Raw genomic sequence first — 25,536 nt, forward strand, 5'->3', positions numbered from 1 at the left:
TGAGGAGTGGCGATGGTGCAGCCGAACCCGGAGAAGGATCCGGATCAGTGGACCACCGGTCACGAGCCGATGACCGGTCCGCAGCGGTCCTACCTGCACACCCTGGCCCAAGAGGCGGGTGAGGAGGTGCCGGACGGGCTGAGCAAGGCGGAGGCGTCGCAGCTGATCGACGAGCTCCAGCAGCGCACCGGCCGCGGCGCCTGATGCGGCCCTGGCCGGCCGGCCTCAGTCGGGATACTCGTGGATGGTCAGCAGCAGATGGTCCAGCTGGGTGCGTTGCTGGACAGGGCCGCCGCCGGCCGCGGCGGCCACAGTGACCAGTTTGGTGGCCAGCACCCGCAGTTTGGTGTTGGTTTCCTGCGAGCGCCACCGCAACACCTGGAAGGCTTGCTCGGCGGTCAGACCATAGGCGAGCATCAGCATCCCTTTGGCTTGTTCGATCGCCGCCCGGGACTCGACCACTTCCGGCAGCGTCTCGTCGAGCACTTCACGCCGCTGCTGGTCGACGGTGGCGGTCAAGTCGATGAAGTAGCCGGAGGTGCCCACCACCGCGCCGGTCGCATCGAAGATATGGTCGGCGACCACCAGCACGTGACGGACGCGGCCTGCGGTGTCGATGATGCGATGGCGGCTGCAGAACGCGCCGTGGTCGCGCACCGCGACAGCCAGAGCGTCGGCGACGGCGGCGCGATCGGCGGGGTGTTTGTGCGACAGCACCAGCTCGGTGGTCGGCTGCACCTGGCCTGGGCGGTAGCCGTACAGTTCGGCGACCTCGTCGGACCACTCCCAGCGCTGATCATCGAACCAGAACCGGAAGCTGCCGGCCCGGTCGGCACCATCGGCTTCCGACCCAGCGCTGTCCGGCGCGAACACTGCGTCCGGCCCACCGACATGGCTCACCTGTCCCATCATGCTCTTCGCGGCGTCATCGGGGGTCACAATCACCCGACCCGTGACCGTCGGGCGTGCCGGGAAAGTTCCGCCGATCCGAGCCTGGCCGCACCCCGCGGGTTCGCGAGTAGAGAGGCGAACCGGGGTCGCCGTCGCCGACGGATGGTCGCGAACCGCGACTCACGGTCGCTACACCAGCGCGGTGACCGCCGCCTACCCCAGCAACTGGTAGCCGAGCCGTCTCGTCGAGTGGTCGGCGTCGGGGGTCGCCGCCGGTAGCGGCAGCCCTCGATTGAAATCACGAAGGCCGGGTAGATGTCATCTACATGCGGTGTGCATCCGCCCGGCTCCGGGCGATCGCTCACGACGGAGGTAGCGACATGGCCGGACATCGCGAGACGGCACACGGCAGCGCGCCGACAGAGGTGTTGTCACGCACGGACTTCGCCGACCGAGTGTTGCGCGCTGCCGCGACACCGGAACGGACCGCCGACGTTGTCGCGCAGATCGTGGGCGAGCGGATCGAGATCGGCCCGGTGCCAGTGGCTTTGAACGGACTCGTGCACGCCACCGCGATCGGCGAAGCCGGACCCGTGCACGCCGTGCGCGCCGACTCGGGCGACTGGGACATGACGATCGCGGTACCGATCCTGCTGCGCCTGCGCGTCCGCCTGCCCGGCCGGACACTGCGATACATCGGTGCGGCCCGCGTGCTGATCCGACTCGCGTTGATCCCCCGCGAACCATGCGGACTGTTCATCCGGACCGACGATGTCCGCGCCGAGGACCTCACCGTCAGGATGCGCGCCCGCGACCTCGCATCCCAAGTCGCCGGGCGCCTCGGCCGGGTCGAATCCGTAGTGGCCGAACACATCCTGCGCTACATCGATGATCTGTTCGCCGGTCCCGAGTTCAGCGGGGTACGAGATATCGACATCGCCCACATCATCGAGCGAGCCTGGGACGCAGGGCTCGTACTCGACTTCCCCGACCGAGCCGCGAGCTGACCAGCACTTCTGCGGAGCTCTCGGCTACCAGGTATGCGTCCAGCGTCCGAGTAGGCCGGGACCGCCATCGAGTCGTGCAGCCGCGACTACCGCCTGCCTCGCAGCGGAACCGCGATCGTATGATCGCCTCCGGAGGTGGCCGATTCGCGAGGTCGGGCAACCGATCAGCTTCCGGACGCTCGGTGGTCGGCCGTAAGCCGCACGGCCGCAACGGTTTCGCTGCGCCGAAGAAACGTGTCGCGCGGTACGAGAGCAGGCTCGGGCCGGAGATGCATAAATAGTAACCGACCCAACGCAGTCATTCTTTCGGCCTCGAATCGCGTTTTGACCACCCGATCTATTACGAGAAATTGCGTCCCATCAATACAACCCCATGACGCGAAGTCAAGTCTGCCGATCGGCCACATCAATGTAGCGGTTCCGAGACAAACTGTGCGCCGGGTCTGGACTGTCTCAGGTACGATCACCGCCCATTTTCGGCAAGGCTCGCGGTTGAAGGAAAGGCCGTCCATATCGCCACTCGGTCACGGTGAACCAATCATGTTGCATTCCAGCATACTTTGCGCGGAAGCCCACGGACCGTAGTTCTGGCGGGAACGAATGCGCTATCTTCATTGCGGGGTACTGGTCAAATCTGCATGGCGCAATCGCTCATTCATGGCACATCCGGCCGAGGAGGATTCGACTATGACGACGTACGCACCGGTCACCATTCAGCAGGCGCAGTTCCCGATCATCGAATCGTTCACCAATGAGACCGTGACCAACCCGCACTGGCAACTGCTGGGCAGCGCGCGACTCAACAGCGGCAGCCTGGAGCTCACCCCGAACGCCAATTCCCAGTCCGGGACGGCATTCCTCGATCAGCCGTTCTCGTCCAGGCTCGGCGTCACCATCGACTTCGACTACTCCTGCGAGGGGGGAGCCACGCTCGGCGACGGCTTCAGCGTTTACGTGATCGACGGCGCGCACACCACCCAGCCCGGCGGGATCGGCGCCGCCCTCGGCTACTCCGTCACGAAAACGGGGTCGGGGCAGATCGTCGCGCCGGGAGTCACCGCCGGGTTCGTCGGCGTCGGCTTCGACAACTACGGGAACTTCGCCACGCCGCTGGCCGGTAACGGAGGCGGTGCGCAACGGCCCAACACCCTGGGGGTACGCGGAGCCGGCAACCTGCGGGAAGGGTTCGGCTGGCTCACCGGCGTTCAGGTGCCGGGCGGATTCCGGGCGGATTGGGAGCGCGGTGCCCACATCCAGGTCTCCATCATCGGCGGTCGGCTCACCGTTCGCCACGCCGACAAAACCAACCCGAACGGCACCCTGCTGATCAACGACTTCGATCTCGCCGGCGCCGACGGTCAGCCACCCGTGCCCGAGACGTTCAAGCTCGGCTTCGCGGCCGGAACCGGTGCTGCGACCGCCTACCACCGGATCAGGAACCTCAAGGTGACCCTGCCCGCGGAAATGCCGCTGGAGATCAGCGGCCCGCAGACAGCGCAGTCCGGACATCGGATCACCTACACCATCGGCGTGCAGAATCTCGGCCCCAACGACGCCCCCGACGCCGTGCTGGATGCCACCGTCCCGACAGAGCTGACCGACCTGGAACTGACATGCCAAGCCGAGAACGGAGCCGTTTGCGGCACCGGTTCGGTCCGCGACGGCCTGCACATGCCGATCGACCTGCCCAAGGGCAGCAAGGCGGTCATCAACCTGGCCGGCACCATCGACCCGCAGTACGAGGGCCGGCTCACCTGCACCAGTCTCATCACCTCACCCTCTCGCGCCAACACCGCCGAACGGCATTCCGGCTCGGTCACCACCGAGGTCGATCGGCCCCCCGTCACCGTGTCTCCCGCGATCATCGGGCAGTGGCCGCAAACCTGGCCCGAGGACGCGAAGGGATGGGTCGTCAGCTACGAACTCACTCTGGCCGCCCACGAGCAGCGGGTGGTGTGGTGGGAGATCCGCTTCGACGTACCGGCACGAACCCGCATCAATCCCCAGCAGACTCAGTGGTACAAGGTGATCAAGGACGGCACCGACGGATCCGTCGTCATCGCCACTCCGGACGACACCCACACCATCGAGCCCGGCACGCCGCTGACCGTGGCCGTGCAACTGCTCTACCCGTCCCAGCACGAGGCCGGTGACGGCACGCTGCGCAACCTGCACGCCACCGAGGTGACCCGCCCATAGGCCCCGGTCTTCGCGAAGGTTCGTGAGGCCCGCCGGGGAAGAAAGAACCACCCCGGCGGGCCTTCCAGTGCGAGGCGATGGGCTGCCCCGGCGGAGGTTCGTGCCCGGCAGGCCGTGCTCGGCGCGTCAGGCGCTGCGCCACGAGCGAGCGCGGCTGCAACGCCCACCGCCGCCCCGCTACGGCACGAGTGCCGGCTGGTCCACAGCCCATAGCCACGACCCGTCCGGCTGGCGACGGGCGATCTCGACGGTCACCTCGCCGGTGGTCAGTGTGGACGCTGTCAATGCCAGGTCGCCGCTCACCAGCGCTGGATGCTGCCGACCCGGCGAGAGCAGCGGCGCGGCCGCGACGAACTGCTCGTACACCTTGCGGATCTCCGCATGTCCGGTCGCGAGGTTGCCCGGCGGAAACGCCAGCACGGCGTCCGGCTCGTACAACGCCACCAGCCCGTCGACGTCGCCCGCGTTGGCGCGCTCGATGAAGTACCTGCCCAGGTCGTTCGGCTCGGTGGCCGTGATCTTGTTCGTCATGCGGACCAGCCTCTCAACGAATCACGACATCCTGTGTCGTGTATTCCCGGTAAAGTTTTCGCATGCGCGCCGACCGGTTGGTCTCGCTGGTGCTGCTGCTGCGCCGGCACGGTCGGCTGTCGGCGGCCACGCTAGCCCGCGAGCTGGAGGTATCCACCCGCACCGTGCTTCGCGACATCGAGGCGCTGTCCGCGGCCGGCGTCCCGGTCTACGCCGAACGCGGCCGGCACGGCGGTTTCGCGTTGTTGCCCGGTTTCCAGACCGAGCTCACCGGACTGAACCACGACGAGGCGCTCGCCCTGCTGGTCGCCGGGTCACGGCGGGGCGCGCAGGCATTCGGCCTCGGCTCGGCGCTCGCTTCGGCCATGCGCAAGGTGGTTGACGCGCTACCCGAAAGCTATCGGGCCACCGCGACCGGCGCGGCCCAGCGATTGCTCATCGACCCCGAGACCGACCTCTTCTCGCGCCCGCTGGTCGCTGAAGAGGTGCCCGACACCATAGTCACCGAGGTCCGGCGCGCGGTGTTCGCCGGACACAAGCTGCGCATCCACTACGCGGCCGCGGACCAGACGCCGAAGTGGCGCACGGTGGACCCGATCGGTTTGGTCACCGTGCGCGACCAGGGCTACCTGCTGGCCACGAGGTCCGGTGCGGACCGCACCTACCGGCTGTCCCGGGTGTTGGCCGCCGAGGAACTCCCCGAACCCGCACAGCGACCAGACCGGGTCGATCTGGACCGAGCCTGGCAGGAACGCAGCACGCAGTTCCGGACCGGCGGCGACCAAGTCACCGTGCTGGTGCGGGTGGACCCGGCACGGCGAGACGAACTGGTAGGCACCGCGCTGGCCGTCCGCGCCGAAGAAACCGACGCAGACGGCTGGCTGCGGCTGGAGGTGACATTCCAAGATCCGAGACACGCCGAATGGGCGCTGTGGCAGCTTGCCACGGACGCGGAAGCCCTGGCCCCGCAGTGGCTACGAACCTCCCTGCGCAACCGCGCCGCCGCCATCGCCACCTGCTACGGAGTGCCATCCTGAGAGTGTGCGGGACCGCGGCGGGTGCGGGAAGGGGGCGAACCTGGCCGCCGCTATACGCTCTGCTCGATCACATCGAGACCCAGGTTGCCGCCGCCGATCGCGAAGCGGCGGCCGACATCGGCCGAGACGACCGCCGGGACCGCGACGGCGACCGCCGTGGTCCCAGTTCACTACCCGGTGAGCGTTCCCAGCCAGCCTCACGTGCGCGCCGCGCGGGTTCGCGTTTCGAGGGGAGGTGGGTCAGGCCAAGGCAGCTCATTCGCCGGATGCACGATCGACCCGCATCTCACCCGTCGGCCGAGGGGGTTCGCCGGCGTCGGCGTAGCGGCGGGCGAGGCGGGCGAAGGCGGCTCTGAGTTCGCGAGGTCCGATGACCTCGATGTCGGCGTCGAACCTGCCGATGGCGGTGGCCAGGCCCGGCCATGACCACGAGCCGAGGACGAGTCGGCAGCGGTCCGGTCCGAGTTCCTCGACGACGCCGTCGCGAACATACGGCGACACCATGGCGGCAGGGAGATCGAGGATGACCTCGCCGCGGCACGGCCAGTCGCCGACGCCGTCGGTACCACGGAACCTGCTGGTCACGAAGGCCGCCACGTCACCTCCAGGAACCTCACGCGGTTCGAAGCGAGGCCCTGTGGGGGTGCGCGGGGTGATCTTGTCGGCGCGGAAGACACGCCAGTCGTCGCGGTCGAGATCCCAGGCCACGAGGTACCAGCGCCCATCCCAGCTGACCAGGTGATGAGGCTCTACCCGCCGCGGCGGGTCGTCTCGCACCGGCCGGGCTGCCGAGATGTAGTCGAAGCGCAGTACTTCGCGGGCGTGGACGGCGGTGCTCAACGTCATCAGCACACCGCTGCCGACCGGTGCTTCCGGCCGGGTCGCGGGCCGTCCGACGGCGGTGACCTGCACGGTGTCGATACGGCGTCGCAGCCGTGCGGGCATGACCTGCCGGACGGTAGTGAGCGCACGCGCCGCGGCTTCGGCGATACCGGCACCGGTACCGGCGGCGACCTGGAGCGCGACGGCGAGGGCGACGGCCTGCTCGTCGTCGAACAGCAGCGGAGGCAGTTGCGTGCCCGCGTCGAGCCGGTATCCCCCGTCCGGACCTTTGACGGCCACGATCGGATAGCCGAGCTCGCGCAGCCGGTCGACGTCGCGGCGCACGGTGCGCGGGCTGACGTCCAGCCGCTCGGCCAGCAGCGCCCCCGGCCAGTCCCGGCGCGCCTGCAGCAGTGAGAGCAGCGCCAGCAGTCGCGCTGAGGTCGTCGGCATGACTTCCATATTGCCCGGAGAAGCGGCCACAACCTGACCGCTACTCCTGCGACTGTTGGTCTCGTGCCCGGATGGAGGCACTCAGCAGCAAGCATGTCGAAAGGTGAAACGCCGACTATGTCCGTCAAATCCACGACCCACCTGAACTTCCGGGGCGATGCGCGCGCGGCGCTGGAGTTCTATCGAGCCGTATTCGGTGGCGCCCTCGCCGCTGTCACCTACAAGGACGCCGGGAACGTCCAGGAACCGGCCGAGGCGGACCAGGTGATGTGGGGCCAAGTCGCCGCCGACAACGGCTTCCACGTCATGGCCTATGACGTTCCCGCAACGATGGCCTACGACCAGGGCGAGAACTCGTTCTTCGTCTCGGTGCGCGGCGACACCGTCGAGGAAGTCGCCGGCTACTGGGAGAAGCTCTCCGACGGGGCGGCCATCGTGATTCCGATCGGCCCGGCGAGCTGGGCACCGGTCTACGGGATGCTGAAGGACCGCTTCGGCGTCGTCTGGGTTCTCGACGTCGTCAGCGAGTACAACGGCTAGAACACCCACGGACGGGCGGGTGCCGCGCGAAGCACCCGCCCTTTTGTGGGGCCGGAACTGCTTGCGGCCGAGGCAGTTCTGATCCGCCTCACCGCCGAGGGCCGCGACGTACCGCGCTCTTCGACACGTCGCTGTCACGCCTCGGGGGGCGACGTACGTTCCAGTCGCCGGTGAAGGCCGCCTTTCGCTTCTGGGCGAAAGCCGCATACGCCTCGGACATCGGCGGTGGCGAAGTTGACAGCCCGGGAGCACGACTCGCCGACCAGCGCCTCTCTAGATGCGTTCGTCACCGGCCAGGAGCGCACCTCGGGTGCGGGTTCACGGCACAGAGGTGTCCTCCACGGCGTCGATGAGCTTCCACCGCAGCGCGGTAGCCGTGTCGATGCGATCACCGGTCAGCATCATCCATGCCGCGCGCCAGCGCCCCACGCGGCGCGGGATGCTGACGGTACCTCCGGCCCCCGGCACCAACCCCATCTCGATCTCGGGCAGCCGGAAGAACGTCTCCGGCGTCGCGACCAGTCGCCCGGCGAAGGCCGCCATCTCGATGCCCGCGCCGATACACGCACCTTGGACGTGGGCCGAGACCCGGTCGCGCAGCCGGTCGATGATCCGCCACGGCGCGCGTTCCAGGCGCACCAGATACGCGGCGACCACGTCGGCGGCGGTTCCGAACTCGTCGAGATCGCCACCGCTGCAGAACACCGGTCCTGCGCCGCGCAGGAGTACCCTGCCGATGCCCGGATCGAGCTCGGCGAGCCGGACGGCTTCCAGAAGTTCTTCACGCAAGCGGAAACTCAGCGCATTGCGCCGCTCCGGATGGTCGAGCATCACCGACAGCAGGTCGCCTTCACGGTCCAAGCGCACCAGCGGGCGGTCGGGAAAGACCACCGGCTTCGGCCCACCTCGCGCGGCGAGCCACCGTTCGAATTCACTTCCTGCCAGCAGCATCGAGTAGACCGCAGCCTCGGCGGCCAGCCCCGCGGCCGTATCCGGCACCGTTGTCTGCCGCAACAGACGGCCGAGCGCGACACTCGCCCGCGGATTCCGCCGCACCGCGTCCACCAGGTGTTCCAGTGCGGCATCAGGATCGGGACGGTCGACGACCGGAGTCGGCGAGTCGGCGGTCTCGGCCAGGGTCAGCGTGACCGCGTGCAACAGCGGCGCCACGCGCGGAGTCACCCGGCCACGCAAGACCCCGATCGTCAGCCGCAGCGAACCGGCCAGCGATTCGGCCACCCGCTCGATCCGCTCAGGCGCCGCACCCTCCCACGCGTCGAGCGGAACGACCAGTATCGGGTTCTCCGGCGTACCGTCCGGGCTGATCTCCAGCTCCAGGGCATCCGGGGCCAGATCGGTCGCGTCACGGCTCACCGCGCAATAGTGACACGCGGTCCGCACTATGCATGCCGGGCTCCGCCGGCGCACAGTCGTGATCCCGGCCGTATGGGCCGACGGTCCTAGGATCGAGCGGGTGCACCCGACGACGCCATCGGCGGCCGGTCCGCCCGCGGTGGACTGGGCCGAGAGCGGGGTGGTCGCGTTGACCGGCCACCCGGACGGGCCGGTCCTGGTGCCGCCGGGGCGCGCGGCCACCCGTGCCCGCGAACTGACCTCATGGATCGCCGCAGTCGCCGGGCCTGCGGTCGCCGTCGACGGTGCTCGTCTGCTGGCCGAACGCGCGGCAATGAACGATCTGCACCGCCGCGGACCCGTGTCGGCGGGCGGCCATTGCCGGTTGCTGCCCACCGCCGACGGGTGGGCCGCGGTCTCCTGCGCCCGCCCCGACGATCCGTTCCTGCTCGGCGCGCTGATCGGTGGAACGGTCGACGCCGATGACCCGTGGCCTGCACTCGCCGACTGGGTGCGCGGCCATCGCGGCGCCGAACTCGCCGAGCGCGCGGACCTACTCGGCATCGCGGCGGGACCGGTGCCGCCCCGCGAACGCGCGGACTCCCCCGCACCGTTGACGCCGAGGCCGGTCGAAGGACTCCTGGTAGTCGACTTCAGCTCCTTGTGGGCGGGCCCGCTGTGCGCCCATCTCCTGGGTCTGGCGGGTGCGCGCGTGATCAAGGTCGAGACTCCCAACCGGCCCGACGGCGCGCGGCGCGGAAACCCGGCCTTCTACGCACTTTTGCACCACGGCCACGAATCGGTAGTCCTCGATCCCACCGACCCGGCCGGGCGGCGGGCCCTGCACGCCCTGGTCGAGGCCGCCGACATCGTCATCGAAGCGTCCCGTCCCCGCGCGCTCGCCGGTTTCGGACTCGACGCCGACGCCGCGGCCGCTCGCGGGGCGGTCTGGGTCTCGATCACCGCCGCGGGCCGGCAGTCCAACCGTGTCGGTTTCGGGGACGACGTCGCCGCGGCCGCCGGTCTGGTCGCCGACGACGATGCGGGGACGCCCGTCTTCGTCGGAGACGCCATCGCCGATCCGCTCACCGGTCTCACCGCCGCCGCGCTCGCCATGTCGGCACCGGCCGATGGATCCGGAATGCTGTGGGACATCTCGATGACCGAGGTCGTCGCCGCCACTCTCACGTCCGATCCGGTTCCGCGGACACTGCGACGCGGCGAGACTTGGTTCATCGACTCCGATACCGGGTCTATTCCGGTCTCGGAACCGACTTCTCGCACACCTATCGGACCGGCCGCCGACTCGGGCGCGGATACCGCCCGGGTGCTCGAATCACTCCGGATTCCGGTGCCATGACGGTCATCCTCCCGCGCGACGCGGAGATCGACGGCGGCTCCGGACTGGACCTGCGCGTGCGTGACGGCCGCATCGACGAGATCGGTCCGCCGCTGTCCACGCGCGGGGCCGCGGAGGTGATCGAAGCGCGCTGCGGGCGGTGATCCCCCGGACTGCACGATCACCACCTGCATCCGCACGCCACCACCGCCGACGCGGCGTCGGTGCGCTGTGGGCCTCCCGCCGTCCTCGACCGCGCCGCCCCAGCCGCCGCGCTCGCCGAAGCAGCCGGCGCCGAACACGGCTGGATCGGTCACTTACGCCAGAAGAAGTGATGCACCACCCCGCTCGGACTCGGGATCTGTTCCAGATGAAAACGGTCGGTGAGTTCGTCGGGACTAGTCCACAGCCTTTCCCCGCGACCGAGTTCGACCGGCGCGACGGCGATATGCAGCGTGTCGATCAGGTCGGCCGCGAGAAACTCCCGGACCGTGGCGACACCGCCGCCGATCCGCACATCCTTGCCCCCGGCGGCCGCGAACGCCTGCGCGAGCGCGTCCTTCGCAGACGCCTGGAGAAAGTGGAATGTGGTGTCTCCCAACGTGATCGAAGGCCGCTCATAATGCGTGAGGACGAATACCGGGGTATGGAACGGCGGTTCATCCCCCCACCATCCCTGCCAGTCGTAGTTCTCCCATGGGCCGCGCTGCGGACCGAATTTATTGCGCCCCATGATTTCTGCGCCGATATTGTTGGCGAAATCGCGGGTGCAGTAGTCGTCGAGCCCGTACGTTCCCCCGGGTTCGGTCCGGTTGGGCCAGTGAGCGGTGGCGCCCGCCCAGGAGAAAAGCGCACTCGGATCGGCATGGCCGAATGGGCTATCGAGGCTTTGACCTTCCCCCGCGCCGTATCCATCGCTGGACACGGTGAAGTTCTGGACGCGGACCAATTGTGACATGGAAACCCTTTCCGGTTGCATTTTGCAATCAGTCAGAACCTACCTGGGCTGATCTCAGAATGCAATCGGTTGTCCCTGGCAAGCCGCCAACGGCTTCTCCGGTGACCAACGCACTTCGAGGTGCGTACTTCCCGATGGAGAGCTACACCCCGATAGTCATCTGGGACAACCACCGCACCCGAGCCACGAGGAGAACCAACCATGAGCACGTCCACCTTCCGCACCGCCGTCGTCCGCACCCCGGGCGGACCCGATGCCATCGAGATCCTCGACGTTCCCGTCCTCGAGCCCGGGCCGGGCGAGGTCCGGGTCGAGATCGCCGCCGCGGCGGTCAATCCCGTCGACCTCGCGGTCGCGGGCGGCGTGTTCCACGCCATGGGACTGATCGATCAGCCCGAGCGCACCGGCCTGGGCTGGGACTTCGCCGGGATCGTCGTCGCCACCGGACCCGGGGTGGACCTGCCCGTCGGCACCCGGGTCGCCGGTCTGGTGGATGGCTTCGACCGTGACTTCGGCACCTACGCCGAGCAGCTCGTCGTGCCGACCACCGATCTCGCCGTCGTGCCCGATGGCCTGGATCTGGTCCCGGCCTCCACGGTGCCGCTCAACGGGCTGGCCGCGGCGCAAATTCTCGACCTGCTCGGCGACGCGCCCGGCCACGGCAACCGGCTGCTGGTGACCGGGGCGGCAGGCGCGGTCGGCGGATACGTCGCCCTCCTCGCACCCCGCCGCGGCTGGCAGGTGACCGGGCTGGCCAGACCCGAGGACGAGGAGTTCGTCCGCGGCCTCGGCGCCGACTTCATCGCGCATCCCGAGCCGGGCTGGGACGCCGTCGCCGACGGCGCCGCATTGCAGGAGCGAGGCCTCGCCCTGGTCCACGACGGCGGGACATTCGTCGGCGTCCGGCCGAACGCCGAGCCCGCCACGGAGCGCGGGATCACCGTGCACGCCGTGGTCGCCCACCCCGACGGCCCTCGACTGGCCGATCTGCTCGCCCGCACCGCGTCCGGGGAACTGCCGGCCCGAGTACACGCGGTTCTACCGCTGGACCAGGTGGGCGACGCCCATCGGGCCGCAGCCAAGGGCGGGGTGCGCGGCCGCTTCGTGCTCGTACCCTGACCGGTCCGTCCCCCGCGCGCTCGCACTCGCTGGACCAGCGTCACAAGCGCCTGCACACTCGCCGAGCTGCCGGGATGCTTGCTCTCGTCACTGACCCCATGGGTCGGCAACACCCTTTCGCCGGGGTGCGATCGCGTCGGCGACCTGGGTTGTGCCACAAGCCGTATCCACCGGGCATTGGGATGTTTCGCAAGCCCATGGGGAAGCGTTGACAGCCGGTGGGGGCCGCCTTACGTTTCATCGCGCCGGTGCGGAACATTTCGGCGATACTGCTGCTCCGCTGTCGTGACGAGAGGTCGTCGATGTCGACACAATCGTTGGCGAGCCACGGTCGGTTCGCAAGACATAGTGCGGGTGTGCTGCGGTTCCTGAGATTCGGCACGCTGACCACGGCGCTGGTCGTCGCGGCCGCGGCCCCGAGCGCGACGGCGCAGCCCGTCGGCCTGGAACGTACCGAGACCGCGGTGGTTTCCTCCTCGCCGATCACCTCTGTAGCGGAAACCGTTGTGAGTATCCGTATTCCGTTGCCGGAATCGGCCGGACCACGTCCAGCCGCCTGTGACCGGCTGTCGTATCTGCGCTACCGGAACGTCGCGGGCCCGGCGAGTTCGGCGGACGCCGACGCCGTTCTGGTCGCGCAACCGGGGATTTTCGAAGGGGCGGGCGCGTTCGACAGTGTCGCCCGCAATACCGTGGCCGAGGCGGCGAGACAGGGTAGGCACCTGGAATTCTGGGCGTTGGATCGCCGCTCCAACTGCCTGGAAGACCATCTCGGCACGCAAGCCGGTCTGGCATCGGGCGACGTGCGCCTCGCCGTCGACTACTACTACCGCGGCTCCGATGTCGAGGGCCGCCGATTCGGCGGCGTGGTGCCGAACGACCAGCTCGGGTGGCTCGGTCATATCGGCGTCGCGCAGACGGTTCAGGACCAATACGACCTGCTCACCGCCGAACTGCCGGATCCACAGGTGCGGAAGCGAAAAGTGCTGTGCGGTGGCCATTCCCTGGGCGGAGTCATCACCGGTTTCTTCGCCGAATGGGATTTCGGCGGCGCCGCGGGGGCCGACCAGTGCGCGGGCTATTTCGCCCTCGACTCCTCGATCGACACCTCACTGTCCGCGCTCAACGGCATCCCCGACATCATCGACCTGTCCTTCGGCGGCATCGGCTCGGCCGGAATCGAGGCCGCGCTCGAAGCAGGTGCGATTCCACGCGTGCTGGCGCTGCCCGCGGTCATCAACCCGGAGACGATGAACCTGCTCGGGATCGCCGGGCTGGCCGCCTATCTCGCGCCGGACGCCGAATCGGAACTGGCACATTACGTTCCGCGCAGCCTCAATCAGGAAGCCACCTACCGGGTCTTGGTGTCGCGGGATGTGGCTGCCGCCGCGACCGGCTCGCCCTCGGTGCGTGATTTCCGGATCACCAACGCCGCCGCCCTCGGGGCTTTCCTGGACGCCAATTCCCAGCCGCTGGCGCTGTTGCAAGCCGGATTCGGCTTCTTCGACGGCGGGACCGTAGTGGACAAGGACTTCCCGGTGCCCGGCGATGTCGCCGCGGTTCCGGCGCTGCCCGGGCTCACCGGTATGTTGTTCGGTCCGGACCGCAAAGCGATCCCGGATCAGCCGCACGGCCCGCTCTACACCTGGCGCAATTACGACGAAACAACCGCGGCCACAACGGCTTCCGATCGGCACGGCGCTCCGTTCACCGACCCGGGATACGAGGTCACCGATATCACGGACCTCTCGCGCAGTCTGGCAGCGCAACCGCTGGACTTCACGGAATGGTATTTCCCGGCGAAACTCGCGTTCGACGTCTTCCAGTCGCAGGCGCCCGAGCTCGCTCGTCACCGCGCCCACCCCGGCGGCATACACGCCAATCCGACCATCAACCTGATCGGCGGCGCCGGAGTGGTCATCGCGGCGGGGTGGCGTGGCCACGGCGAGACCGTGACAGCCCCCGGCTACCACCACATCGACGTGCTCACCGCCGCGGCGAAACAATCCAGCGGACAACCGGAAATCATCTCCACCAATCTGGCTCGCTTCGCCCTCGAACGCATCGACCGTCCCTGACCTCCGGCCCTGACCCGGGCGTGTCGATCACGGCCTCATCAGTTGGGCGAGGCGGTCCCACGCTGGGGACGAGGCGCCGGGCTGGGACTGCGCGGCCAGGCGCGCGATCGCCGGGTTGGCGACCGGGCGGGTTTCGGATCGGCTGTGGTGATCGGCGAACCAGGTCCGCGTTCGGTCCGCGAGGGCGGGGAGGCGGGGGTCCTCCGGTGACCAGTCGTAGGCGGCGTCGTGGGCGAGATAGAGGGCGCGGAACTCGGGATCGGCCATGAGTTCGCGTTTTTCGGCGATCCACACGGCGGCGTCTTCGGGTGAGGCCGTCTGCATGAGGATCCAGCCGTCACGTTCCAGACGGATGTGGCGCTCGCTGACGCCGAGTTCGCGCAGATCGTCGAGATAGGCGGCGGCTTCCGGGGACACGAAGAGCCGGTCACCGCCGCGCAGCTGAGCGAGTTGTCCGCGGGTTCGCCGCAGCTGCGTTATGCGGTCCCGGAGATCGCTGTCGATCTCGGCGATGGCTACGGTGAGCGCGTCCGGATCGGCGTCGAGGAGGTCCCTGATGCGGGCCAGCGGCACGCCCGCCTCGGCCAGCGTCCTGATCTTGACCAGGTCGACGGCATCTCCGGCGGTATAGCGCCGGTAGCCGGACGAGTCGCGGTCGGGCTCGGCGAGCAGACCGCGCTCGTGATAGTGGCGGATGGCTTTGATCGTCACTCCGGCGTAGTCCGCGAGCTTGCCGATCGTGATCATGCCGAACATCCTTCTACTCGCCGCTCCGGTCATCGGGAACGGTCAGGCCCGCCGGGTCAAGCGGCCGCCGCCGTTGCGGAAGCGCGCCCGGCCGCCGCGGAGGTCATGGTAGGAGACCAGCAGCAGTCGCAGGTATCCGTCGAACGTCTCGAGTGGGTATCCGGCGGGCGCGAAGAGGCCGGGCCGGATCGGCACGTAGCGCTGCGGCGGGGCGGAGGTCGCGCCACCCGCGAACGCGGTGAAGATGCGCTCCTGCGATTCGTCCGCCGGTTCGTAGGTCACCCGCTCCTCGAGCTGACCTTCGACGACGCTCACGTCGATGCGCAGTTGATCGGAACGATAGGTGCCCACATACGGCGTGAGATCGACCTCCTGTGCCGATGCGGTCACCAGAGGAGGGATCCGAACGCCGAGGTGCTCGCGCAGCAGCCATTGCAAGATCTGGTCCTGCAGCATGATGGCGTCCGGTGTGTTGCCGAAGGCGGTGAAGACCAGGTCGTGTTCGGGCACGACGCACAGGATCGAGACGCCGCCGGGCGAAGCGCCCGACATGGCCAGGACCGTCGTGTCGCCGAACGGGTAGCGCACCCAGCCCAAGCCCATCGGCGGGACGTTCGGGGTGGCCATGTCGTAGGACACCTGCTGCATCAGCGCCGTCGACTCGGCCGACAGGACGCGTGTGCCGGAGCGGGACACACCGCCCGCGAGGTGGGTGCGGCCGAAGGCGAGCAGGTCGGCGACGGTGCCGATCGGCGTGCCGCCTGCCGGCCCCCAGGTGTCGGGCAACGTGAACATGCCGGTGGGCTCGGCCGCCATGGTGTCCGGGTTCAGGAAGTGCCCGACAGCGGTGCTGCGCAGGATGGCCTGCTCCGCGGAGGTGCTGGAGTGCGTCATGCCGACGGGGGCGTAGACGTCGCGTTCGAGCAGCTCGGGGAAGGGCAGGCCGGTGACGACTTCCAGCAGGCGGCCCGCGACGATCATGCCGCCGTTGGAGTAGCTGAGCTGCTCACCGGGCTCGAACAGGGTGCCGCCGCTCTCGGCCAGCCCCTCGACGTAGGTCTTCAGCGCGTCGCGGCCTGCGGCGTCGGGGAAGAACAGGTCCGCGTCGATGCCGTTGGTGTGCGAGATCAGGTGCCGGACCAGGATCTTGTCCGCCGCCCCCGGCACGGTGAGCGCGAATTCGGGCAGATACCGCACCACCGGCGCGTCGAGGTCGAGGAGTCCGCGCTCGACCTGCTGGAGGACCAGCGTGGTGGTCAGGACCTTGGTCACGGAGCCGAACAGGAACCCCGTGTCTTCGAGCATCGGTGCGCCGGTGGCGACGTTCGCCGTGCCGTGGGCGACGGCGACTTGCTCGCCTGCGTGGTGGATACCGGCGACGAAGCCGGGGACATTATTGGCCCCGCAGTAGGCGGCAACCTGCTCGCGGATCCGAGCTTCGACGGTGTGCAGCGCGTTGTTGTTGTTCATGCGGACCATCGTCGAACCCTGCCCCTGGGGCAAGGTCAAGCCCGGAACCAAGACGGGAACGGGCCGTGTTCAACCGCATCAATGCGATGGCGCGGCAGCCGATCGGTCACTTGGCCGAGTCACGTCACGACCAGATCACACGCGACCGATCGCAACGCAGATCCGTTGAGTCGCAAGGCTGTTCAACGTTCTGCGGCGAGGGCTCGGCCGGTGCGGGTTCGAACCGCACCACGTGCGTTCACCGCATTTTCACCCGGAGGTGGCCGCCCACCGGCAGGATGACACGGTGCGGCGATTGTGCGCGGTGAGTGCGGTGGTGGGGCTTCTCGCGGTCGGCGGCCTGGCGGGCGGAGCGAATCCGGTGTCGGCCGGTGGTCCGGCCGCGTTCGATCTGCAAGCTCATCGGGGTGGGCTGGGGCTGGTCGCGGAGAATACGCTGCCCGCGTTCGCGAACGCGTTGGAACTCGGGGTGAGCACGCTGGAGTTGGACGTGCAGATCACTGCCGACGGATACGCGGTGGTCACCCACGATCGAGATCCGAGTCCGGCGAAGTGCGTCGACACGGCGCCCGCCGTTCCCGGCGACCCGAAGTTTCCCTATGTGCCGGCCACCACCTATATCCGGGATCTGACTCTGGCCCAGGTACAGACGATCGATTGCGGCTCCGTGCCATCGGCGGATCGCCCCGGGCAGCGGAGGGCGCCGGGAGCGCGAATGCCTCTGCTGGCCGAAGTGTTCGACCTGGTGCGGACCTATCGCGCCGATCAGGTGATGCTGAATATCGAGACCAAGGTCGAGGCCGCCGCTCCGGAGCAGACCGCGCCGCGCGAACAGTTCGTGGACGTCGTGGTGGCGGAGATCCGCCGAGCCGGAATCGGGCGCCAAGTCACCGTGCAGAGTTTCGACTTCGGCACGTTGATGCGTATCCGGGAAGCGGCGCCCGAGCTCCCGATCGTCGTCTTGACCGACGGCCAGCCGAAATTGCAAGCCGGAGCACCCGGGGGATCGCCGTGGCTGGGCGGCATGGACATCGATGATTTCCCCGGATCGTTGCAAGAGAAGTACGTCGCCGCCGCCGCGTCCATCGGCGCCGCGGCGGTCTCGCCGGTGCACGGCAATCCCCAGAACGGCGCCGTCACCGACCCCGGTTACCAGCCATTCACGACCACCGACCTCGTTCGTGCCGCACACCGCAACGGCATGCGCGTGGTGCCATGGACAGTCGACGACCGCCCCACCATGGCCGCGCTGCTCGACATCGGCGTGGACGGCCTCATCACCAACCGGCCGGACGTGCTGCGCGCCCTGCTGGCCGAGCGCGGCTACCAGCTGCCACCGGAGTATCACCGCCCTTGAATCACCGGCGCGTGGCTAGAGTTTCTTCAGCAGTTCGTCGGCCACAGCTGCCGAGGAAGCCGGGTTCTGGCCGGTGATCAGCGTGCGGTCCACCACCACGTTCGAGGTCCACGGATCGGCCTCGCGGAAGTCGGCGCCCATCGCGACGAGCCGATCCTGGAGCAGCCATTTGGCCTTGCCCGCGAAGCCTGCCTGGGTCTCCTCTGCGTTGGTGAAGCCGGTCAAGGTGTAGCCGGCGAACGTGTTGGCTCCGTCGCTCTCGGTGGCGGCGAGCAGAGCGGCGGGCGCATGGCACACCACCGCCAACGGCTTGCCCGAGGCCAGGACGGTGGTGAGCAGCCGACCGGAGTCGGCGTCCACCGCCAGATCTTCCATCGGGCCGTGCCCACCGGGATAGAACACCGCGGCGTAGTCGGCCAGGTCCACCTTCGCCAGGGTGACGGGGTTGTTCAGCTCGGTGCTCGTGGCGATCACCTGCGCGCGATGGTCGGCGGTCTCCTGGCCGCCGTTGGCCTCGGGCGCGAGGCTGCCCCGGTCCACACTCGGAACGACACCACCGGGGGTGGCCACCACGATCTCATGGCCCGCGCCTTTCAGTTTCTCGAAAGGCACCACGAATTCCTCGGCCCAGAAGCCGGTCGGGTGCTCGGTCCCGTCGGCCAAGGTCCAGTGGTCGGCGCCGGTCATCACGAAAAGGATCTTCGACATGTCAGTTGTCTCCGTCGTCCGGAACCTGGTCGGTCAGGTTCGATCATCGAGTCCTGCCGCGCTGGTCCGAGCGCTGTCGCCCGTGGACACCCTGCCATCTCGCGCCGGAATCAGCAGCGACGACACTGTCGACGCTAGCCCTCCTGTTCCGTGACCAGCCAATAGAATCACCTATTTCGCCCGTCGGAATTCCGATGGGCGATTACGGCTTCGATCGTGCGCCGGTAAATCGTTGCCCCGGCCACTACGGCGGGACGGCCCGGGCCGATCGCAGAGTTTTGAGGTGCTTGCCACACGACGCGGACCTCCGCTCTGACCAGGGCCACGGCCGGGCCATACTGGACGAGTGACTGAAATGGGACAACGCGAGCAGGAGACTGCACGCGAGATGCTCGGCGGTTGCCCCGACATCGGCAGCTTTCGCTTCTGGTTCGCCGACCAGCGATGGGAATGGTCGGACGACGCCGCCGCGATCCACGGCTACGCGCCGGGAGAAGCCGAGCCCTCCACCGAACTCTTGCAGCGCCACCAGCACCCCGACGACCGCCAGCGGGTCGCCGCGGTGCTGGCCGAGGCCGTCGAGACCGCGACGCCGTTCTGCACCCGCCACCGGATCATCGACACCGCTGGCGATACCCACGACGTGATCGTCATCGGTGACCGATTGTTCGACGAGCAGGGCACCGTGGTGGGCTCCTCGGGTTACTTCATCGACGTCACCGAGACACTCGAGGGCAACCTCCAGGAAGCCCTCGACGACCTGCTGCCCGACGTGATCGACGCCCGCGCGGTGATCGAACAGGCCAAAGGCGTCGTGATGTTCGTCTACGGCGTCAGCGCCGACCACGCGTTCCGGGTGCTGCGCTGGCGCTCCCAGGAGACCAACGTCAAGATCCGCACCCTGGCCGAGCAGCTCGTCGCCGACGTCGTCGCGATGGGCGGTGCGCTCGTCCAGCAACGCACCCGCTTCGACCATCTCCTGCTGACCGTCCATCACCGGGTCGCCCCGCCGGAAACCGTCGAGGATTAGCGACCAGGTGCGACCGTACCGGCCACCGCCTCCGCCGAACGGATCATTCCCTTGGTTCGCATGAGGAACTCGCCGAGATAGCTGTCGTGCGGCACCCCTGGGCGCAGCCACGTGGTCGGATTGTCGCCCAGGTAGAGGTTGGTGATCGTCGGCTCGTCCAACAGCGCGTCGATGAGGTCGCGCCGCTGGGTCATCGCGGTGAGAACCAGTGAATCGCGCAGCGGGGCGACGCCGTCGGCGGGTGACCAAGGTCCTACCCACACGCAGGGGAACGCGAGCTCCACGCCGAGCTGCGGCGCGGTGCTGCTGCCGACGAGATGCACAGCGGGCCGCAGCACCGCCGCGCCGGGGGATACCTCGTCCACGATGGTGTCCCCGCCGAGCAGCGGGCGCGCCTCCCCCGCCACCCGATGCAGATAGCGGTCCATCGCCGCCGCGGAGTCGGTGGGCTGGACGGTGAGGATCGCGTCCGGGTGCTCGGGCGGCAAGCTGGGGATGGCGCCCAGCTCCGCGGCCAGTGCCAGCGCCACCGGTTCCGGATCGCCCTCGACCAGCACCGCGGTGGTGCAGGTGCACGCCGTGCCGCCCAGATGACTCACCGACTCGGCGATCAGCGCGACCTTCTCCCGCCAATCCACGTCCGAGGTCACCAGGATCTTCGAGCGCCCAGGCCCTTGGGTGAGCACCCGCGCGCTGCCGCCGTATTTGTCGACCACCTCCTGTCCGCCGTAGACGATCGCGAAATCCGACTCCGCGACCAGCACGTCGGCGGCCTCGTAATCGGTCGGCAGCAAGGTGACCAGTTCCGGCGGAAAGCCCGCCATGCGCAGAGCGCTGACCAGACGAAAAGCGGTGTACGGCTCCCGCGTCGACGGCCGCACCGCCACCTTGTAGCCGAGGGCCAGCGCCTCGGGCCACAAGCCGTGCACCGCGGGGGTGTTCCCGGCCGCGTGCACGGCGAACAGGTCACCCTTGCGCGTCCAGACGGCACAGCCCCCGAGCGTGCGTCGATCTTGCCAATCCGCCACCGCGCCCTTCGGCATCGCCATGTCGAGGGTGGCGCGCTGCTCACGCAGTACATCCGCCACCCATTGCACCGATTGACGCACCACGGCCAGCGGCACACCCGATGCGACGCAGACCAGCCGGGCGTATTCGTCGGGTCCGAGCCCATCGATCTCGGCTTCGGCGAACAGGTCGGCCGCGCGCTCGAGCACCGCGAAACGCTCGGCGGCGGGCAGGATGGGCGCCTTGCGCATAGCCGTCAGCGCCCGCCGCACGTAGAGCGGCGGCACCTGGGAGATCTCGCCGATCACAGCGCCGGACAACGTTGTCAGCGGCTTGCGGGCGCGGGCGCGATAGCTGCCCTGCGGGCCCAGTGCGTCGATGTGCACGAACTGGCCCATCAGTACACCCCCTCGATCACTTCGGCGCCGCCGAAGGACGTCATCGGTGCGACGTCGGCGACCGAGCAGCCGAAACCGCCCTTCGGCGCCTCGACCTTCACAGCCAGGTCCCGTTCCGGATTGTTCGGCAGCAGAGCGTATTTCGTGAGGTGATGCATCACGACCTGCCCGCGCTCGCCGTAACCGACGTCGTCGCCGGTCTCCGGGTCCACCACGTCGAACGCCAGATAGGGGCTCGGCGGGTCGAAGACCGGCAGCCCGTCGGGGCGCTCCTCGTCGCGCTCGCGGGACATGCCGAGGATGGTGGTGCTGCCGTAGAGCCCTTTGAGCGGTATGCCGGGAAAGATCTCCTGCCGGAAGATGTCGCGGGTGTCGGCGTTCATGTGCGCACCGCTCCAGCAGATGAACTTGATCTTCCGGCGGATCTGCTCCACCAAGTCGTCGCGGCGCGCCATGCGTTCCAGCAGTGGCGGCGTGGTGATCAGGATGCCGACCGACTGGGTGGTGAGGATCTGCGCGACCTGGTCGACGACGTGCTCGGCGTACCGCTCGGTGTTCTCGGTGTCGCCGCGCGCGATCATCTGCTTGATCCAGCGCGGGTCGAGGTCGATGGCGAACCGCACGCCGTGCTGCCTGCGTGCCCGGCGTTCGGCGAACTCGCCGAACATGTGCGGGCCGCTCGGCGCCACGGCCAGGGTGTTCACCGTGCCGAGTCCGGCGTAGTGGTGCTCGTCCCAGCCGAGCGCGAACTCCATCCAGCGGTCGAACATGACGAAGCGTTTCGGCGCACCGGTGGTGCCGCCGCTCTCGAAGATGCCCGCGATGACGCGGTCGGCCCCCTCCAGCCCGCGCGGAATCAGGTCCTCGACCGCGACCGTGCGGAACTCGTCGATGACGTTGGGAAAGCGGCGCAGATCCGCGAACGTCGTGATGTCGGCGACCGGGTCGAAATCCAGCGTCCGCGCGCGGCGCAGCCAGTACGGGCTACCCGTCTCCTCGCTGAAATGCCAGGCCAGCACGGCGCGCAGGTACTGCTCCGCGTCGATCATCGCGTAGTCGTGTGCGGCCAGGTCCAGGATTACGGGGCGCATGCGCGGCCTCCAGTGATGTGCCCCGAATCGGGGTGTGCAGCTCGAACGCCGCAATCTTCTCCCGGCCCGGACGGCGACAAACGGGGGGACGCGCGATTCGATCCGTCGATAGAACACGCTTATGGAGCGGATTCGCCGCAAGTTCTGGGCTGCGACAGCACAGGGCGCGCTAGCGGTACGAACGGCTCACGAAACCGTCGGGGCGGACCAGCACCGTCCCGTACGGCCAGCCATCCACGAGGTGCACCGGAACGTCGGCCTCCACGTCGGGATCGGCCGTGAGCACGCACCACTGCGATCCGACGAGATCCAGCGTGGACACCCCGTCGGCCACCCACAGGTGCGGCAGGCGAGAGCCCGGCGACCCGTCGAGGTCGAGGGCGACGTCCTCGGTGGAGGGGAGCTCCGCGCCGCCGTACCGGTAGCCCATGTGCACCACCGGCGCGTTGATCGCCCCCGCTGCCTTGCGCGCCTGCGCCATGTCCTTTCCCCAGTGCAGGGACGGATCGTTGAACCGCAGGCGCGCCTGCTCCATCGTCATGAGGGCCACCGGATGGCGTTCCGCGTGATACGTCTCCAGCAGTCCGGGTCCGGCCGCACCGCGCAGTACATGCGCGAGCTTCCACGCCAGATTGTGCGCGTCGGCGACGCCGGCGTTCAACCCGAACGCGCCCAGTGGGGGGATCGCGTGCGCCGCGTCGCCCACCAGGAAGACCCGCCCGACGGAGAGCCGATCGGCCACCTGGCCGCGCCCCCGGAACCGCAGCACACTGCGGATCTCCACTTCGATCGACGGGTCGCCGACCGCAGTGCGGATGAGGTCGGGAGTCGGCTCCGTGTCGAGGCGGGTGAGGAACACCCACTCGCGTTCGCCGTCGACGGTCACCAGCAGGCCGGTCGCGTCGGGATGCTCGATATTGCACATTGCGAACGGCTTGCGCGGACGCAGATCAGCACCGAACAGAACACTCGTCGTCTCCTCACCGATCACACCGGGACCGGTGAGGCCGATGCCGAGGACCTGCCGAACCCGGCTGCGCACACCGTCGGCCGCCACCAGATAGCGCGCCCGCACGACACGCCCGTCGGACAGGGTCGCCGTGACGCCGCCGGAGTCCTGCTCGAACGAGTCGAGCGCCACGCCGAACTCCACGTCGCCGGCCTTGGTGATCAGCACGCGGTCGAGCCGGTTCTGTGCGCAGGTGCCGCGGATCCGGGCTGGTGTGTAGGGGAGCTCGGCCGCGGTTTTCGTCTTCCACTCCGCGCTTTCGGTGAAGTCGGCTTCGGCGAGTGTGCGTCCTCTGATCTTCCCCGCCCGCAGGTCGACCGCGGCCTCGTTGACCGCTTGATCCAGGCCGACTTCCCGCAGGATCTCCACCGTCCGCGACCCGATGCCGGTGGCCCGGGGGTGGGGCGACAGCTCCGGCTTCTCCTCGACGACGAGGGGCTCGACGCCGTGGTGGCGCAACAGCACCGCGAGCATCAGCCCGACGGATCCGCCGCCGGCGATCAAAACATCAGTGGATACAGCGTGCCCGTTCATGGGCACACTGTATCCGCTTCGGTAGACTCCTGTCCATGTCGCTTATCTGGGAACGTGAGCCGTACCGGTCGAAAAGGCAGGCCCTGAGCGTGGAGCGCATCGTGGACGCGTCCGTCGCCATCGCCGATGCCGAGGGGCTCGACGCGCTGTCGATGCGCCGCGTCGCCGCCGAACTGTCGACCGGCACGACCTCGCTCTACCGCTACGTGGACAGCCGCGACGACCTGCTCGACCTCATGGCCGATGCGGTACAGGACGACCACGTGCCGCTGACGGGAGACTGGCGCGCCGACCTCGAGGCTTACGCCCACCACGAGCGCGAGCTGTGGCTACGGCACACCTGGCTCGCTCCGCTGCTGGCCACCCGGCCATCGCTCGGCCCCAACTGGCTGCGCGGCCTGGAACACGCCCTCACCGCAGCCACGCCGCTGACCTCCGACATCGCCGACGCGGCCTCGGCCGTCGGGCTGATCAGGGACTACGTGCGCGGCGCGGTCATGCGCGAGCTCGCCGAGAAGGAGACCCAGCGGCGCACCGGTCAGACCGAGGAACAGTGGCGCGCCGCCGTCGCGCCCTACATGCGCAAGGTCATCGAGAGCGGCGCTTATCCCCGGGTTGCGCGCATGACCGAATCCGCCGACCTGAGCCCGGCCGAACAGTTCTCGTACGGGTTGCGCCGCATCCTCACCGGGATCGCGGACTCTCAGCAGACGGCACAGTGATCACGAACGCCCCGAGGCCGGACCACCTCCGCTGCGCACTGCATTGGAGCCATTATCGGACGTTCCGCGCGGACGCCAACGGCCCGAGATAGCCTCGGGCCGTTGATCTTCGGATAAATACAGCTGGGGACTTCGAAAATGCCGCTACTTGACCGAATTGGCCAACCGATCGGCATAGGGGGCAGTGAATTTTCCGACAATGGGAAGCTCTGCGCGGACACCGCCGGTGTTGTTCGCCTGGACCATGGCCATGATCCAGACGACGACTGCGGAGACCGCGACTACGAGTCCGGCGAGGCTGAAGATGATCCCCAGGACTCCGAGGAGCGAGCCGACGATGCTCAGAACAATATTGACCACCGAGACCGCCCCGAAGAAGACGATCGATTGCGAGGCATGGAATTTCACATCGGGATCGTTCTTTCCCACGAATAGGAAGATGATTCCGGTGAGCCACCCCAGTGCGTACGACAGGATCGCGCTGGTCTTCTTGTCCAAGCCGGCGGACTGCGGTTGGTTCGTAGGAGGTTGAGAAGATGTCATGGGGTAAGTAGACGCCGCGCGCCCCACCTACCGATCCCAGGTTTCAGCACGAACCCACAGGTCGCGGGCCAGCCGGCCGCTCACCGACCGGTCACTTGATCTGCTCGGCCAGCGCGACGAGGATGCCCGCGGGGCCGCGGAGGTAGCAGAGCCGGTAGCTGTTCTCGTACTGCACCAGCTCGCCGAGGAGTTCGGCTCCGTGTGGCCGCAAGCGGTCGAGGATGTCGTCGATGTCTTCCACGGCGAACATGATGCGATGCATGCCCAGCGTGTTCGCCGGAGCGCGCGGGTCACCTTCTCGGGCCGGCGGCGTCTGGTACTTGGTCAGCTCGAGCCGTCCGTGGCCGTCCGGGGTGCGCATCATCGCGATGTCCGATCGGACTTTCTCGAGCCCCACGAGGCGATCCACCGCGCTGCCCTCGACTGTCGCCTCGCCTTCCAGCTCCAGTCCGAGTGCGACGAAGAACGCCGTAGCGGCAGCGAGGTCGTCGACGACGATGGCGATGTTGTCCATCCGCTGGATTGCCCCGCGCCCGGGTCGGGGGCCGCGCTGGTCGGTGTCGCTCATGATGAACTCCTTTTCGGGGCGCCG

25 protein-coding genes are annotated in these 25,536 nt (G+C 68.5%); 12 read left to right on the top strand and 13 right to left on the bottom strand.

Translation table 11 applies throughout. The annotated features are described in order from the left end of the window. Positions 1-12 precede the first annotated feature (12 nt). Positions 13-204, top strand: coding sequence for a DUF3072 domain-containing protein (locus tag LTT66_RS34895; RefSeq protein WP_233062731.1), 192 nt, complete (start codon positions 13-15; stop codon positions 202-204). A 21-nt stretch (positions 205-225) separates the two neighbouring features. Here LTT66_RS34895 and LTT66_RS34900 read toward each other — a convergent pair whose 3' ends face one another. Further along, complete coding sequence (locus LTT66_RS34900) at positions 226-909, bottom strand: ANTAR domain-containing protein (protein WP_408638885.1); 684 nt, start codon at positions 907-909, stop codon at positions 226-228. Positions 910-1,271: 362 nt separating this feature from the next. Between LTT66_RS34900 and LTT66_RS34905 the strand changes: the two genes are divergently transcribed. Both LTT66_RS34905 and LTT66_RS34910 read left to right on the top strand, forming a co-directional pair. After that, positions 1,272-1,898, top strand: coding sequence for a hypothetical protein (locus tag LTT66_RS34905; RefSeq protein ID WP_233062733.1), 627 nt, complete (start codon positions 1,272-1,274; stop codon positions 1,896-1,898). 687 nt (positions 1,899-2,585) lie between these two features. Further along, positions 2,586-4,097 carry a lectin-like domain-containing protein gene (locus LTT66_RS34910; protein ID WP_233062734.1) on the top strand — a complete coding sequence of 504 codons (1,512 nt, stop codon included), beginning with the start codon at positions 2,586-2,588 and terminating at the stop codon, positions 4,095-4,097. A gap of 177 nt (positions 4,098-4,274) precedes the next feature. On the opposite strand, the gene LTT66_RS34915 is transcribed toward LTT66_RS34910, so the two are convergent. Further along, positions 4,275-4,628: a YybH family protein gene (locus LTT66_RS34915; RefSeq protein WP_233062735.1), complete on the bottom strand. Its 354-nt coding sequence runs from the start codon at positions 4,626-4,628 to the stop codon at positions 4,275-4,277. 62 nt (positions 4,629-4,690) lie between these two features. Between LTT66_RS34915 and LTT66_RS34920 the strand changes: the two genes are divergently transcribed. Further along, complete coding sequence (locus tag LTT66_RS34920) at positions 4,691-5,665, top strand: helix-turn-helix transcriptional regulator (protein ID WP_233062736.1); 975 nt, start codon at positions 4,691-4,693, stop codon at positions 5,663-5,665. 255 nt (positions 5,666-5,920) lie between these two features. On the opposite strand, the gene LTT66_RS34925 is transcribed toward LTT66_RS34920, so the two are convergent. Beyond that, a complete protein-coding gene (locus LTT66_RS34925) occupies positions 5,921-6,940 on the bottom strand; it encodes a helix-turn-helix transcriptional regulator (protein ID WP_233062737.1) in 1,020 nt (339 codons plus the stop codon). Between the two features lie 117 nt (positions 6,941-7,057). Between LTT66_RS34925 and LTT66_RS34930 the strand changes: the two genes are divergently transcribed. Beyond that, positions 7,058-7,480, top strand: coding sequence for a VOC family protein (locus tag LTT66_RS34930; RefSeq protein ID WP_233062738.1), 423 nt, complete (start codon positions 7,058-7,060; stop codon positions 7,478-7,480). A 318-nt stretch (positions 7,481-7,798) separates the two neighbouring features. Here LTT66_RS34930 and LTT66_RS34935 read toward each other — a convergent pair whose 3' ends face one another. After that, positions 7,799-8,854, bottom strand: a complete 1,056-nt coding sequence (locus LTT66_RS34935; protein WP_233062739.1) for an enoyl-CoA hydratase/isomerase family protein — start codon at positions 8,852-8,854, stop codon at positions 7,799-7,801. Positions 8,855-8,954: 100 nt separating this feature from the next. On the opposite strand from LTT66_RS34935, the gene LTT66_RS34940 reads away from it, so the two are divergent. Next, positions 8,955-10,193 (top strand): CoA transferase, encoded by a 1,239-nt coding sequence (locus tag LTT66_RS34940; RefSeq protein WP_233062740.1) that lies wholly within the window; start codon positions 8,955-8,957, stop codon positions 10,191-10,193. After that, the gene (locus tag LTT66_RS34945) at positions 10,190-10,336 is read left to right on the top strand and encodes a hypothetical protein (protein WP_233062741.1); all 147 of its coding nucleotides are present in this window, start codon (positions 10,190-10,192) and stop codon (positions 10,334-10,336) included. Before LTT66_RS34940 ends, LTT66_RS34945 begins: the two co-directional genes overlap by 4 nt. A 149-nt stretch (positions 10,337-10,485) precedes the next feature. Here LTT66_RS34945 and LTT66_RS34950 read toward each other — a convergent pair whose 3' ends face one another. Continuing rightward, the gene (locus LTT66_RS34950) at positions 10,486-11,130 is read right to left on the bottom strand and encodes a dihydrofolate reductase family protein (RefSeq protein WP_233062742.1); all 645 of its coding nucleotides are present in this window, start codon (positions 11,128-11,130) and stop codon (positions 10,486-10,488) included. 201 nt (positions 11,131-11,331) lie between these two features. Here LTT66_RS34950 and LTT66_RS34955 point away from each other — a divergent pair, with 201 nt between their 5' ends. Together LTT66_RS34955 and LTT66_RS34960 are read left to right on the top strand one after the other, a co-directional pair. After that, on the top strand, positions 11,332-12,249 hold the full coding sequence (locus LTT66_RS34955) for an NADP-dependent oxidoreductase (protein ID WP_233062743.1): 918 nt from the start codon (positions 11,332-11,334) through the stop codon (positions 12,247-12,249). Positions 12,250-12,605: 356 nt separating this feature from the next. Beyond that, a complete protein-coding gene (locus tag LTT66_RS34960) occupies positions 12,606-14,327 on the top strand; it encodes a hypothetical protein (protein WP_233062744.1) in 1,722 nt (573 codons plus the stop codon). Between the two features lie 27 nt (positions 14,328-14,354). On the opposite strand, the gene LTT66_RS34965 is transcribed toward LTT66_RS34960, so the two are convergent. Together LTT66_RS34965 and LTT66_RS34970 are read right to left on the bottom strand one after the other, a co-directional pair. Further along, a complete protein-coding gene (locus LTT66_RS34965; RefSeq protein WP_233062745.1) occupies positions 14,355-15,074 on the bottom strand; it encodes a MerR family transcriptional regulator in 720 nt (239 codons plus the stop codon). A 42-nt stretch (positions 15,075-15,116) separates the two neighbouring features. Then, positions 15,117-16,544 carry a serine hydrolase domain-containing protein gene (locus LTT66_RS34970; RefSeq protein ID WP_233062746.1) on the bottom strand — a complete coding sequence of 476 codons (1,428 nt, stop codon included), beginning with the start codon at positions 16,542-16,544 and terminating at the stop codon, positions 15,117-15,119. Between the two features lie 295 nt (positions 16,545-16,839). On the opposite strand from LTT66_RS34970, the gene LTT66_RS34975 reads away from it, so the two are divergent. Further along, positions 16,840-17,901 (top strand): glycerophosphodiester phosphodiesterase family protein, encoded by a 1,062-nt coding sequence (locus LTT66_RS34975; protein WP_408638886.1) that lies wholly within the window; start codon positions 16,840-16,842, stop codon positions 17,899-17,901. Positions 17,902-17,916: 15 nt separating this feature from the next. Here LTT66_RS34975 and LTT66_RS34980 read toward each other — a convergent pair whose 3' ends face one another. Next, positions 17,917-18,609 carry a type 1 glutamine amidotransferase domain-containing protein gene (locus tag LTT66_RS34980; RefSeq protein WP_233062748.1) on the bottom strand — a complete coding sequence of 231 codons (693 nt, stop codon included), beginning with the start codon at positions 18,607-18,609 and terminating at the stop codon, positions 17,917-17,919. Between the two features lie 355 nt (positions 18,610-18,964). Between LTT66_RS34980 and LTT66_RS34985 the strand changes: the two genes are divergently transcribed. Further along, positions 18,965-19,639 carry a PAS and ANTAR domain-containing protein gene (locus LTT66_RS34985; protein ID WP_233069503.1) on the top strand — a complete coding sequence of 225 codons (675 nt, stop codon included), beginning with the start codon at positions 18,965-18,967 and terminating at the stop codon, positions 19,637-19,639. Here the strand turns inward: LTT66_RS34985 and LTT66_RS34990 are convergent. From LTT66_RS34990 to LTT66_RS35000, 3 genes are all read right to left on the bottom strand, one after another. Beyond that, positions 19,636-21,045, bottom strand: a complete 1,410-nt coding sequence (locus LTT66_RS34990) for an aldehyde dehydrogenase family protein (protein ID WP_233062749.1) — start codon at positions 21,043-21,045, stop codon at positions 19,636-19,638. The two genes, LTT66_RS34985 and LTT66_RS34990, sit on opposite strands and share 4 nt — an antisense overlap. Further along, positions 21,045-22,136, bottom strand: a complete 1,092-nt coding sequence (locus tag LTT66_RS34995) for an AMP-binding protein (RefSeq protein WP_233062750.1) — start codon at positions 22,134-22,136, stop codon at positions 21,045-21,047. Before LTT66_RS34995 ends, LTT66_RS34990 begins: the two co-directional genes overlap by 1 nt. A 169-nt stretch (positions 22,137-22,305) precedes the next feature. After that, on the bottom strand, positions 22,306-23,679 hold the full coding sequence (locus LTT66_RS35000; RefSeq protein ID WP_233062751.1) for an FAD-dependent monooxygenase: 1,374 nt from the start codon (positions 23,677-23,679) through the stop codon (positions 22,306-22,308). Positions 23,680-23,714: 35 nt separating this feature from the next. Here LTT66_RS35000 and LTT66_RS35005 point away from each other — a divergent pair, with 35 nt between their 5' ends. Next, positions 23,715-24,401, top strand: a complete 687-nt coding sequence (locus LTT66_RS35005; RefSeq protein WP_233062752.1) for a TetR/AcrR family transcriptional regulator — start codon at positions 23,715-23,717, stop codon at positions 24,399-24,401. A gap of 144 nt (positions 24,402-24,545) precedes the next feature. Here LTT66_RS35005 and LTT66_RS35010 read toward each other — a convergent pair whose 3' ends face one another. Then, positions 24,546-24,899, bottom strand: coding sequence for a DUF4870 domain-containing protein (locus LTT66_RS35010; protein ID WP_233062753.1), 354 nt, complete (start codon positions 24,897-24,899; stop codon positions 24,546-24,548). Between the two features lie 136 nt (positions 24,900-25,035). After that, positions 25,036-25,512: a VOC family protein gene (locus LTT66_RS35015; RefSeq protein WP_233062754.1), complete on the bottom strand. Its 477-nt coding sequence runs from the start codon at positions 25,510-25,512 to the stop codon at positions 25,036-25,038. Between the last annotated feature and the right edge of the window lie 24 nt (positions 25,513-25,536).

Source organism: Nocardia gipuzkoensis, assembly GCF_021183645.1.
GTDB lineage: Bacteria > Actinomycetota > Actinomycetes > Mycobacteriales > Mycobacteriaceae > Nocardia > Nocardia abscessus.

Bases quoted from the DNA above. Each gene is read 5' to 3' on its own strand.
- LTT66_RS35000 (WP_233062751.1), bottom strand. From the start codon at position 23,679: ATGAACGGGCACGCTGTATCCACTGATGTTTTGATCGCCGGCGGCGGA.
- LTT66_RS34950 (WP_233062742.1), bottom strand. From the start codon at position 11,130: ATGTCACAATTGGTCCGCGTCCAGAACTTCACCGTGTCCAGCGATGGA.
- LTT66_RS34990 (WP_233062749.1), bottom strand. From the start codon at position 21,045: ATGGGCCAGTTCGTGCACATCGACGCACTGGGCCCGCAGGGCAGCTAT.
- LTT66_RS34920 (WP_233062736.1), top strand. From the start codon at position 4,691: ATGCGCGCCGACCGGTTGGTCTCGCTGGTGCTGCTGCTGCGCCGGCAC.
- LTT66_RS34900 (WP_408638885.1), bottom strand. From the start codon at position 909: ATGGGACAGGTGAGCCATGTCGGTGGGCCGGACGCAGTGTTCGCGCCG.
- LTT66_RS34955 (WP_233062743.1), top strand. From the start codon at position 11,332: ATGAGCACGTCCACCTTCCGCACCGCCGTCGTCCGCACCCCGGGCGGA.
- LTT66_RS34905 (WP_233062733.1), top strand. From the start codon at position 1,272: ATGGCCGGACATCGCGAGACGGCACACGGCAGCGCGCCGACAGAGGTG.
- LTT66_RS34945 (WP_233062741.1), top strand. From the start codon at position 10,190: ATGACGGTCATCCTCCCGCGCGACGCGGAGATCGACGGCGGCTCCGGA.
- LTT66_RS35005 (WP_233062752.1), top strand. From the start codon at position 23,715: ATGTCGCTTATCTGGGAACGTGAGCCGTACCGGTCGAAAAGGCAGGCC.
- LTT66_RS34930 (WP_233062738.1), top strand. From the start codon at position 7,058: ATGTCCGTCAAATCCACGACCCACCTGAACTTCCGGGGCGATGCGCGC.
- LTT66_RS34925 (WP_233062737.1), bottom strand. From the start codon at position 6,940: ATGCCGACGACCTCAGCGCGACTGCTGGCGCTGCTCTCACTGCTGCAG.
- LTT66_RS34995 (WP_233062750.1), bottom strand. From the start codon at position 22,136: ATGCGCCCCGTAATCCTGGACCTGGCCGCACACGACTACGCGATGATC.
- LTT66_RS35015 (WP_233062754.1), bottom strand. From the start codon at position 25,512: ATGAGCGACACCGACCAGCGCGGCCCCCGACCCGGGCGCGGGGCAATC.
- LTT66_RS34965 (WP_233062745.1), bottom strand. From the start codon at position 15,074: ATGATCACGATCGGCAAGCTCGCGGACTACGCCGGAGTGACGATCAAA.
- LTT66_RS34895 (WP_233062731.1), top strand. From the start codon at position 13: ATGGTGCAGCCGAACCCGGAGAAGGATCCGGATCAGTGGACCACCGGT.
- LTT66_RS34915 (WP_233062735.1), bottom strand. From the start codon at position 4,628: ATGACGAACAAGATCACGGCCACCGAGCCGAACGACCTGGGCAGGTAC.
- LTT66_RS34985 (WP_233069503.1), top strand. From the start codon at position 18,965: ATGGGACAACGCGAGCAGGAGACTGCACGCGAGATGCTCGGCGGTTGC.
- LTT66_RS34910 (WP_233062734.1), top strand. From the start codon at position 2,586: ATGACGACGTACGCACCGGTCACCATTCAGCAGGCGCAGTTCCCGATC.
- LTT66_RS34980 (WP_233062748.1), bottom strand. From the start codon at position 18,609: ATGTCGAAGATCCTTTTCGTGATGACCGGCGCCGACCACTGGACCTTG.
- LTT66_RS34970 (WP_233062746.1), bottom strand. From the start codon at position 16,544: ATGAACAACAACAACGCGCTGCACACCGTCGAAGCTCGGATCCGCGAG.